The following is a 10171-nucleotide window of genomic DNA, read 5'->3' on the forward strand; positions in this document are numbered from 1 at the left end:
ACCAATTGCGGTCCATCGTCGGTGACTTGCTGCTGCTGCGCCTGGCCGACGGCGCCAGCGAGCCCATGAACAAGCGGCTCTATCGCGGCATCCGTGAAGCCATCCTGGATGGATCCATTGCCGCGGACTCGCGCCTGCCCGCCACCCGGGACCTGGCGGCCGAACTGGGCATTGCCCGCAACACCGTCGTTCACGTTTACAGCCAGCTGCTGGCCGAAGGCTATACCCGCAGCCGGCAGGGCAACGGGACCTTCGTGAATGCCTCGGTGCCGGATTCGTATCTGGCCAGCGGCCGCCGCGCGCGGCAGGCGCAGCAGGCGCCGTCGCGTCCGGCGCTGTCGCCACGCGGCGCGGCCATCGTGGATGGCGTGTCGGCATCGCCTTACCAATGGGGCGCGTTCATGCCGGGCGTGCCCGACCTGACCGAGTTCCCGCACAAGAAATTTGGCCGCATCTTCAGCGCGCTGTGGCGCAATCCCGCGCCGGATCTGCTGACGTATTCGTATGGCGGCGGCCTGCCGGCGCTGCGCGAGGCGCTGGCGCAGCATCTGGCGCTGACGCGGTCCATCGACTGCGATCCCGAGCAGATCATCATTACCGAGGGTTCGCACCAGGCCATCGACCTGACCACGCGCATCCTGGGTGAGGCCGGTGAAACGGCGTGGGTCGAAGATCCGGGCTATTGGGGCGCGCGCACCATCCTGCAGGCCAACGGCCTGCGCACCGTGCATCTGCCGGTGGACGAAGAAGGCATGCGTGTGCCTGACGCCGTGGACACGCCGCCGCGCTTCATCTTCGTCACGCCGTCGCACCAATATCCGCTGGGACCCGTGATGTCGCTGGCACGCCGGCGGCAGTTGCTGGCGGTGGCGCGGCAGTGCGGCAGCTGGATCATCGAAGACGACTACGACAGCGAGTTCCGCTTCTCCGGCCGCCCGATCGCGTCGCTGCTGGGCCTGGAGTCTGACGCGCCGGTGATCTACATGGGGACCTTCAGCAAGACGCTGTATCCGGGCCTGCGTGTGGGGTATCTGGTGCTGCCCAAGACGCTGACGGCGGCATTTCAGGCGGCGCATGCCGAGCTGTACCGCGAGGGGCACCTGATGACGCACGCGGCCCTGGCCACGTTCATTTCCGAAGGCCATTACGCGGCGCACATCCGCCGCATGCGCATGCTGTACGGCCGCCGCCGCGCCATGCTGGTCAACCTGATCGAGCGCCGGCTGGGCCCGGACTGGCTGCATCGCGATGCCAGCATGGCGGGTTTGCATCTGGTGCTGACCCTGCCGGCGGACATGGACGACCTGCGCGTCGTCGAGGTGGCGCGCAGCAAGGGCGTGCTGACCCGCGCGCTGTCGCGGTATTACGTCAACGAGGAAGGGCGCCGGCCGGGGCTGCTGCTGGGATATGCCTGTGTGCCGGAGCACGACATCGCGCGCAAGTTTGAAGTGCTGCTGGAGAGTCTGGCGGAGGTGGCGCGGCCGGCGGCGCGGACTGCTGCGAAGGCGGGTGTTTGATCTCGGCGTGCGAAGGTTGGCGTCTGTAGGCCGGTGTCAGACACCCATTCACACCCCGGGCAATTGCAGCGCCGACGCGAAGGCCGCCGCGTTGCGCATGCCCTGGTCTTCGAAGTTGGTGTTGAACACCGCGTGCGCCTGCGCTGATTGCGAGGCCAGCCGCGTGAAGCGCGCGACCAGTTCGGCCAGTTCCGCTTCCGAGTACTCGTACTGAAACCGCCCCGAAGACGCCGGGCCCGACGCGTTCCACTTGGCCGCATTGCGCCCGTGCAGGCGCAGCAGCGTCAGGTCCGGATGGGTGCTTTCCCAAACCGCGGGCACGGTGTTCTCGAACCCTTGCGGCGCGTCGACAACCGTGTGCACGACACCCAGATCCCGTTCGAAGGCCAGCGTGTCCGCAGTGGCCGCCGGGGTTTCAAACCAGCTGCGGTGGCGGAATTCCACCGACACCAGATGCTCCTCCATCCGTCGCGCGCAGTCCGCCACGCGCGCCATGCCGCGGGCGTCGCGCCGTACCCACGGCGGAAACTGGAAATGCACCGCGCCCAGCTTGTCCGCCATCCGCAACGGCTCGATGGCCAGCTGGTAGCGCCGCCAGAGCTCGTCGCGCAGGTCGGCCGGCATGCGGTCGTGGTAAATGATGGGCTCCGGCCAGTCCGCCAGTTCGCGCCGGATGTCGCCGGGCAGGGCGGTGAGTGGGGTCTGGTGGCCGGTGAACAGCCGGAAGGCCTTGATGTTGAAGACGAAATTGTCGGGTGTACGGGTGGACCATAGGTAGGCGTTGTCCGGCGTGGGCATCGCGTAGAAGCTGGCGTCGACCTCGGCCAGCGAAAAGCGCGACGCGTAGAACCGCAGCCGCGATTCGGCGCTACGCGCATCGGGCGGATAAAAGCGGCCGCAGGCCAGCAGGGTGGGGTCGGTCCAGGAGGCGGTGCCGGTCAGGATGCGGGGAAAATCGGGCATGGCGCCAAGGCGGTTCAGACGGAAGTCAAAAAATTCTGTATAAATATACAGTGTTCATCCGGAGCCAGCCTTGGCTCCTTCCTTTTTTTGCGGCCGCAGCGCTGCGGCTCCGCGACATGCCAGACCAAGATCAAACTCCCAGCACGCCCGACAACCCCCTGACCGCCGCCCGTCCGGCCGAGCGGCCCGATCCGCTGGCCGAGCTGAATCCCGCGCAGCGCGAGGCCGCCGAATTCGGCGTGGCCGGCGCGCCCGGCAACGACGGCCCGCTGCTGGTGATTGCGGGGGCGGGGTCGGGCAAGACCAATACGCTCGCGCACCGCGTGGCGCACCTGATTTTGAACGGCGCGGATCCGCAGCGCATGCTGCTGCTGACGTTCTCGCGCCGCGCGGCATTGGAAATGGAGCGGCGCGTGGGGTCGGTGCTGCAGCGGGTGATGAACCTGCGTTCGTCGCAGCAGGCGCCGTCGCTGCCGTGGGCGGGCACTTTCCATGCGATCGGGGCGCGCCTGTTGCGCGATTGCGCGCTGCGTATCGGCCTGTCCGAAGCCTTCACCATCCATGATCGCGGCGACGCCGAGGACCTGATGGGCATGGTGCGGCATGAACTGGGCCTGTCCTCCACCAAATCCCGCTTTCCGCTCAAGGGCACGTGCCTGGCCATCTATTCGCGCGTGGTGAACAGCCAGACGCCGGTGGGCGATGTGCTCAAGACGTCGTTTCCCTGGTGCGCGCAGTGGGAAGACGAGCTCAAGAACCTGTTCCGCGCCTACGTCGCGGCCAAGCAGGACCAGCAGGTGCTGGACTACGACGACCTGCTGCTTTACTGGTCCGAAATGATGTCGGACGCGGAGATAGCAGCGGATGTCGGCGCGCGCTTCGATCATGTGCTGGTGGACGAATACCAGGACACCAACCGGCTGCAGTCTGCCATCCTGCTGGCCATGAAGCCAGACGGCCGCGGCCTGACGGTGGTGGGCGACGATGCGCAGTCCATCTATTCGTTCCGCGCCGCCACGGTCCGCAACATCCTGGACTTTCCCAACCTGTTTCCCGCGCCCGCGCGCGTCATCACGCTGGACCGCAACTACCGGTCGTCGCAACCCATCCTGACCGCCTCCAATGCCGTGATCGCGCAGGCGACGGAACGTTATGCCAAGGACTTGTGGACCGACCGCAAGTCGTCGCAGTTGCCCGAGCTGGTCACGGTCAGTGATGAAGCCGGCCAGGCGCGCTGGGTCGCCGACCAGGTGCTGGCGCAGCGCGAGGGCGGCGCGACGCTCAAGTCGCAGGCGGCGCTGTTTCGCACCGCCAGCCACAGCGCCGCGCTGGAACTGGAGCTGACCCGCCGCAACATCCCCTTCGTCAAGTTCGGCGGGTTGCGCTTTCTGGAAGCGGCGCACGTCAAGGACCTGCTGTCGATCCTGCGCTGGGCCGAGAACCCGCGTGGCCGCATGGCGGGATTCCGGGTCGCCCAGCTGATGCCGGGCATCGGTCCGGCCACGGCGGGCAAGCTGATGGACGCGATGTCCGCGTCCGCCGAGCCGTTGCGCACGCTGCGCGAGTTCAAGCCGGGCGCGGCGGCCCAGGAAGAGTGGGGCGCTTTTGCCGACACGTACGCCGCGCTGTGCGACCCCACGCTGAAGTGGCCGGCCGACGTGGACCTGGCGCTGCGCTGGTATAGCGGCCAGCTCGAGCGTCTGTACGACGATGCGCGCGTGCGCAAGACAGATCTCGATCAGCTCGTGCGCATTGCCTCGGGCTATCCGACACGCGAGCGCTTCCTGACGGAGCTGACGCTGGATCCGCCCGACGCCACCAGCGACGAATCCGGCGCGCCGCTGCGCGACGAGGATTACATGATCCTGTCCACGATCCATTCCGCGAAAGGCCAGGAGTGGAAGGCGGTCTACGTGCTGAATGTGGTGGACGGTTGTATCCCGTCCGACATGAGCACCGGCACGGCCGAAGAGATCGAGGAGGAGCGCCGGCTGCTGTACGTGGCCATGACGCGGGCCAAGGAACGGCTGCAGCTTGTCGTGCCGCAGCGCTTCTACGTGCATCAGCAGACGGGGATGGGCGATCGCCACGTGTACGGCTCGCGCACGCGGTTCATCACCAACGCCATGCTGCCGCTCTTTGACCACCTGCCCAAGCTGCCCGATCTGCCGCCCGGACGGGCGGAGCCGCGCGAGCCGCAGGCGCCGCGCATCGACGTGGCCAAGCGCGTGCGCAACCTGTTCTGAGACGGCGGCTCGCCCGGAGGCTGGGCTATCATCGGCCGATAATCACACGCTGCACCGCAGGGATCGATTTGTCCGAGGATGTCTATGTCTACTGAAGAGCACGCCGCCGACGCGCCCAAGGGCGAGGTCGTGGCATCGATCGCCTACGTGAACGGACGGCGGGACCGCGAGGTCCCCATCGAAGAGGCCGGCCAGTACGTTGCCCAGCGTCAGGGCCAGAGCATGCTGTGGATCGGGTTGCGCAACCCCAGTCCGGAGACGCTTGCCAAGGTGTCGCGCGAGCTTGGCGCGTGCGACAAGAACCAGGAAGAGATGCTGGAAGCCCACCGGCGTCCCAAGATCATCGACTACGGCAACATGATTCTCATCGTCGCCGTGACGGTCGAAGTCGAAGCGGAGCGTCCCATCTTCGGCGAGACGCAGTTCCTCATCGGCGATGGTTTCCTGGTCACCGTGCGGCGCGGCGCCACCGCCGGCCACAGCCCGCTGCGCGAGCGCCTGGAAGCCTCGCCCGACCTGCTCAAACGCGGCAGCGACTACGTGGCGTCCGAGCTGCTGGACTGGCTGGTGGATCGCTACGTGGCGGCGGCCGTCAAGATCGAAAGCGTCGTCGAAGGCGCCGAACAGAAGCTGCTGATCCGCGGCGCCAAGGATTCGGACATCCGCAGGCTGTACCGGCAGCGCCGGGACCTCTTACGCATTCATACCGTGGTGTCGCCGCTGGCCGAGATCTGCCGCCGGCTGGCGCGCGTCGAAATGTCCGCGGTGGACGAGCACGCACGGCCTTACTTTGGCGAAGTGGCGGATCGCGTGCTGCGCGTGGATGAGCTTTTCAATTCGCTGCGCGAGTCGCTGGCGTTCGCCTTTGAAGCCAGCCTGATGATCGGGCAGGCGGCGCAGAACGACACCACCCGCAAACTTGCGTCGTGGGCTGCCATCCTGGCCGTGCCCACCGCGATCGCCGGCATTTATGGCATGAACTTCGAGTTCATGCCGGAACTGAAATCTCCTTGGGGCTATCCGGTCACGCTGGGCGTCATCGCATCCGTGTGCTCGGTGCTGTATTGGCGGTTCCGGAAGTCGGGCTGGTTGTAATCCCGGGGTGTCACACACCATCAACCAGGCGTCTGCGGCGAGCTTCCTTGTGGCAAACTCGCTGTCGTTTTCCCTCTGGAGTTCCGCCGGTGCGTGGCAAATCCCCATTTCGCGGCGGCAGCAAGCTGACCGCCCTTGTCGTCGCCCTGGTTCTGGCCGCGGCGGGCGCCATCGTGAACTGGCTCCAGCCGCAGGACCCCGCGCCGCAGCGCTCTGGGCCGACGGCAACCGGCAAACCCTCGGGGACAGCGCCGGCGGGCGGTAAACCGCCGGCCGCGGCGCCTGCCGGCGGTGTGCCGCAAGGAAGCTACACGCTGACGGGCACGATCGTGAATGTGGCGGACGGCGATACCGTGACGCTACGGGCGCCAGACGGGCAGCGGCGCATCCGGATGGACAGCATCGACGCGCCGGAAGAGGGCCATGGCACGGATCAGCCCGGCCAGCCTGACGCCGAGGCGTCGCGCAAGCACCTGGCCGGACTGGTGGCCGGCAAGACGCTCACCGCGCAGTGCTACGAGCAGGATCAATATGGCCGCGATGTCTGCGCGCTGATCCTGGACGATGGCCGCTCCGCCAACCGCGTGCAGGTCGAGGCCGGCTACGCCTGGGCCTACACGGCCCGCAAGGGCGATTACCTGCACGACAAGGCGATGCCGGACCTGCAGCGCCAGGCCAAGGCGGCCGGCCGCGGGCTGTGGGCGCGGCCGGACCCCGTGCAGCCTTGGAAATGGCGCTACGACTGCTGGCGCCAACGCCAGTGCGGCTGAGCGCGGCCATCGGGATTCCTCGCGGTCATCCGGTCTCCTCGCTGCCGTCCGAGCGCCGACCTGCTCCCGCCCGATTCGCCCATGGCGCCTCTAAGGGCATGCCGGGGTATTTCCCCGGCCCCCCATTTGCTATTCTCTGTCGCTACGAAACGAAGGGAAGGTTTCCATGGGTGTACTGAAGCGGCTCTGGGCGTCGGCCATGCTGCTGTCGCTGGCGTTGGCGGGCTGCTCGCAAGAAAGCCCCATCAACAGCCCCTATCCATCCGGCGCCGAAAGCCAGAACACGCTGTATTCCGCGTTCGTCAAACGCTCCCCGAAGTACCTGGACCCGGCCAGTTCCTATTCCGGCGACGAAACGCCATATACCTACAACATCTATGAGCCGCTCTACGGGTATCACTACCTGAAGCGGCCCTACGAGCTGTTCCCGCGCGCGGCAGCGTCGATCGATCCGCCGGTGTACCTGGACAAGGATGGCAACACGCTGCCCGCGGACGCGCCCGGCGAGCAGATCGCGCAGAGCATCTACGACATCAAGATCCGGCCGGGCATCCGCTTCGCGCCGCATCCGGCCTTCGCCCGCAAGCCGGACGGCAGCTATGCCTACTTTCCGCTGGCGCCCGGCGAACTCGACGACAAGTTCTACATTCCCGATTTCCCGCTGACGGGCACCCGCGAGCTCACCGCCGACGACTACGTCTATGCGTTCCGGCGCCTGGCCAGCCCGCGCGTGGTGTCGCCCATCTATTCGCTGATGGCCGAACACGTGCAGGGGCTCAAAGACTACGGCGACCGGTTGCGCAAGCGCGACCAGGACCTGCGGCGCGATGTGCCCGGCGGCGCGGGCGCGTCGCCCTGGCTGGACCTGCGCGAGGACGACGGCTTCAAGGGTGTCGAGGCGCTGGATGCCCACACGCTGCGGATCCGCGTCGACGGCAAGTATCCGCAGTTCAAGTACTGGCTGGCCATGACCTTCACCGCGCCCATCCCCTGGGAAGCGGATCGGTTCTACAACCAGCCCGGCATGGCCGCGCACGACCTGTCGCTGAACACCTGGCCGGTGGGCACCGGCCCGTACATGCTGGTCGAGTCGCTGCAGAACCGCCGCCACGTGCTGGGCCGCAATCCCAATTACCACGGCGAGCCCTATCCCTGCGAAGGCGAACCCGGTGACAAGGCGGCGGGCCTGCTGGCCGACTGCGGCAAGCCCACGCCCTTCATCGACCGCGCCGAGTTCAGCGTCGAAAAGGAAGCCATTCCCCTGACCGGCAAGTTCATGCAGGGCTATTACGATGTGCCGCAGATCGAGCGCGGCGAGTACGGCGTGGCCATGCTGGTGGCGGCTGGCGACAGCCAGGACAAGGCGCGCAAATATCAAGAGCACGGCATCAAGCTGCCGACCACGGTCGAGACCGCCAACTGGTACATGGGCTTCAACTGGCTGGATCCGGTGGTGGGCAAGGGCGATACGCCCGAGCAGCAGGAACGCAACCGTAAGCTGCGCCAGGCCATCAGCATCGCCTTCGACTGGGAAGAATACGTGGCGGTGTTCGAGAACAGCCAGGCGTCGGTGGCCTATGGCCCGGTGCCGCCCGGCGTGCTGGGCTACCGCGATCCGCCCGAAGGCATCAATCCCGTCGTGTATGACCTGGTGGACGGCAAGCCCGTGCGCAAATCCATCGATGTGGCCAAGCGGCTGCTGGCCGAGGCCGGCTACCCGGATGGGCGCAACGCGCAGACGGGCGCGCCGCTGGTGCTGTACTTCGATTCCATGTCCGGCGGCGGCTCCAACCCGCAGTCCGACTGGATGCGGCGTCAGTTGGCCAAGATCGGCGTGCAACTGGACGTGCGGGCCACCGACTACAACCGCTTCCAGGACAAGATGCTGCGCGGCGCCGCGCAGATCTTCCTGTGGGGCTGGAATGCCGATTACCCCGACGCCGAGAACTTCCTCTTCCTCTTGTATGGCCCCAACGCCAAGGCCAAGGGCGGCGGCGAGAACGCGGCCAACTATGCCAGCCCCGAGTTCGACAAGCTGTTCGAACAGATGAAATTCCTGGACGACGGCCCGGAGAAGGCCGCGCTGATCGCCGACATGATCGCCGTCGTCCAGCGCGACGCACCGTGGATGTTCGGCTACTTCCCGATGTCGGGCGGGGCCTATCAGCAGTGGGTCGGCAACGCCAAGCCCACGCAGATGGTGCGCAACACGCTGCAGTACATGAAGATCGACCCGGCGCTGCGGCAGCAGAAGATCGACGAATGGAACTCGCCCATCTGGTGGCCCGTCGGCGTCTTCATCCTGCTGCTGGCGCTGGCGATCTGGCCTTCGTACGTGGCGCTCAAGCGGCGTGAACGCCAGACGGCGTTTGTGCCGCCCGAACGCAAGGAGCATCAATCATGATCGGCTATGTCATCCGCCGGCTGTTGTATGGCGTGCTGATTCTGATCGGCGTCAATCTCTTTACCTTCATCCTGTTCTTCGCGGTGAACACGCCCGACGACATGGCTCGGCTGGCCATCGGCGGCCAGCGCGTCAGCCAGGACGCGGTCGAGAAATGGAAGGCCGAGCGCGGCTACGACAAGCCGCTGTTTTTCAATGCCGCGGCCCAGGGCACGGCGCAGCTCACGGACACGGTGTTCTACCGGCGTTCGGTGCCGCTGCTGGTGATGGATTTTGGCGCGTCGGATGGCGGCCGCGACATTGGCCGCGAGATCAAGACGCGCATGGGGCCCAGCCTGGCGCTGGCGGTGCCCACGTTCTTTCTGGGGTTGTTCGCCAGCATCGTGTTCTCGCTGACGCTGGTGTATTTCCGGGCCACGCGGCTGGACTTCTGGGGCGTCGTGCTGTGCGTGATGCTGCTGTCGATATCCAGCCTGTTCTACATCATTGCTGGGCAGTGGCTGTTTGCGAAGCTGCTGCGGCTGGTGCCGTTCTCGGGCTATTCGGGCGGACTGGACGTGATCAAGTTCCTGGCGCTGCCGGTGCTGGTCGCGATCGTGTCGCGGCTGGGGCCCGAGGCGCGCTTCTACCGCACCCTGTTTCTTGAAGAGATCGGCAAGGATTACGTGCGCACCGCGCGCTCCAAGGGCCTGGCCGAACGCGTCGTGCTGTTCCGCCATGTGCTGCGCAACGCCATGCTGCCCATCCTGACCAGCACGGTCGCCGCGTTGCCGCTGCTCTTCATGGGCAGCCTGATCGCCGAATCGTTCTTCGGCATTCCGGGGCTGGGCAGCTACACCATCGACGCCATCAATGCCCAGGACTTTTCCATCGTGCGCGCCATGGTGTTCCTGGGCGCCGCGCTTTACATCGTGGGGCTGATCCTGGCCGACATTTCCTACACGCTGGCCGATCCCCGCGTGCGTTTCGAGTAGCCGCCATGCCCAAGTTCGTCTTTCTCTGGACCGATATCGCGCTGTGGCTGATGGTGGCGGGCGCGCTGGCCTACGTCTGGCACGTGCGCCGCAGTCCCAATCTGCGCGCCACCTGGGCGCGGGTGGCCCGCGACACGCCCGCCATGTGTTCGGCCGTCATCCTGGTTGCCTTTTCGGTGGTCGGCCTGCTGGATTCCGTCCA

7 protein-coding genes and 1 pseudogene are annotated in these 10171 nt (G+C 66.6%); 7 read left to right on the forward strand and 1 reads right to left on the reverse strand.

Annotation, left to right across the window (positions count from 1 at the left end; genetic code table 11):
- Window positions 1-5 precede the first annotated feature (5 nt).
- Window positions 6-1517, forward strand: coding sequence for a PLP-dependent aminotransferase family protein (locus B3446_RS16570; protein WP_409558277.1), 1512 nt, complete (start codon window positions 6-8; stop codon window positions 1515-1517).
- Window positions 1518-1565: 48 nt separating this feature from the next.
- On the opposite strand, the gene B3446_RS16575 is transcribed toward B3446_RS16570, so the two are convergent.
- Entirely contained in the window at window positions 1566-2480 is a 915-nt protein-coding gene (locus B3446_RS16575) for a DUF72 domain-containing protein (protein WP_291383457.1), read from the reverse strand.
- A gap of 116 nt (window positions 2481-2596) precedes the next feature.
- Here B3446_RS16575 and B3446_RS16580 point away from each other — a divergent pair, with 116 nt between their 5' ends.
- The 6 genes and pseudogenes from B3446_RS16580 to B3446_RS16605 all read left to right on the forward strand — a co-directional run.
- Window positions 2597-4726, forward strand: coding sequence for an ATP-dependent helicase (locus tag B3446_RS16580; RefSeq protein ID WP_291383459.1), 2130 nt, complete (start codon window positions 2597-2599; stop codon window positions 4724-4726).
- A gap of 84 nt (window positions 4727-4810) precedes the next feature.
- A complete protein-coding gene (locus B3446_RS16585) occupies window positions 4811-5821 on the forward strand; it encodes a magnesium and cobalt transport protein CorA (RefSeq protein WP_191575803.1) in 1011 nt (336 codons plus the stop codon).
- An 89-nt stretch (window positions 5822-5910) separates the two neighbouring features.
- Window positions 5911-6591 (forward strand): thermonuclease family protein, encoded by a 681-nt coding sequence (locus B3446_RS16590; protein ID WP_291383461.1) that lies wholly within the window; start codon window positions 5911-5913, stop codon window positions 6589-6591.
- 166 nt (window positions 6592-6757) lie between these two features.
- Complete coding sequence (locus tag B3446_RS16595) at window positions 6758-8995, forward strand: ABC transporter substrate-binding protein (RefSeq protein WP_291383463.1); 2238 nt, start codon at window positions 6758-6760, stop codon at window positions 8993-8995.
- Window positions 8992-9969 (forward strand): ABC transporter permease, encoded by a 978-nt coding sequence (locus B3446_RS16600; protein ID WP_191575801.1) that lies wholly within the window; start codon window positions 8992-8994, stop codon window positions 9967-9969. The genes B3446_RS16595 and B3446_RS16600 overlap by 4 nt, the downstream gene beginning before the upstream one ends.
- Window positions 9970-9974: 5 nt before the next feature.
- Window positions 9975-10171 (forward strand): annotated as a pseudogene (locus tag B3446_RS16605) (ABC transporter permease); the annotation flags it as partial.

The sequence above is a fragment of the Achromobacter sp. UBA5777 genome (assembly GCF_002418565.1).
GTDB classification, from domain to species: Bacteria; Pseudomonadota; Gammaproteobacteria; order Burkholderiales; family Burkholderiaceae_B; genus Achromobacter; species Achromobacter animicus.

Excerpts from the sequence above, each read along its gene's own strand:
- B3446_RS16575 (WP_291383457.1), bottom strand. The coding sequence starts at position 2,480 with ATGCCCGATTTTCCCCGCATCCTGACCGGCACCGCCTCCTGGACCGAC.
- B3446_RS16580 (WP_291383459.1), top strand. The coding sequence starts at position 2,597 with ATGCCAGACCAAGATCAAACTCCCAGCACGCCCGACAACCCCCTGACC.
- B3446_RS16585 (WP_191575803.1), top strand. The coding sequence starts at position 4,811 with ATGTCTACTGAAGAGCACGCCGCCGACGCGCCCAAGGGCGAGGTCGTG.
- B3446_RS16595 (WP_291383463.1), top strand. The coding sequence starts at position 6,758 with ATGGGTGTACTGAAGCGGCTCTGGGCGTCGGCCATGCTGCTGTCGCTG.
- B3446_RS16600 (WP_191575801.1), top strand. The coding sequence starts at position 8,992 with ATGATCGGCTATGTCATCCGCCGGCTGTTGTATGGCGTGCTGATTCTG.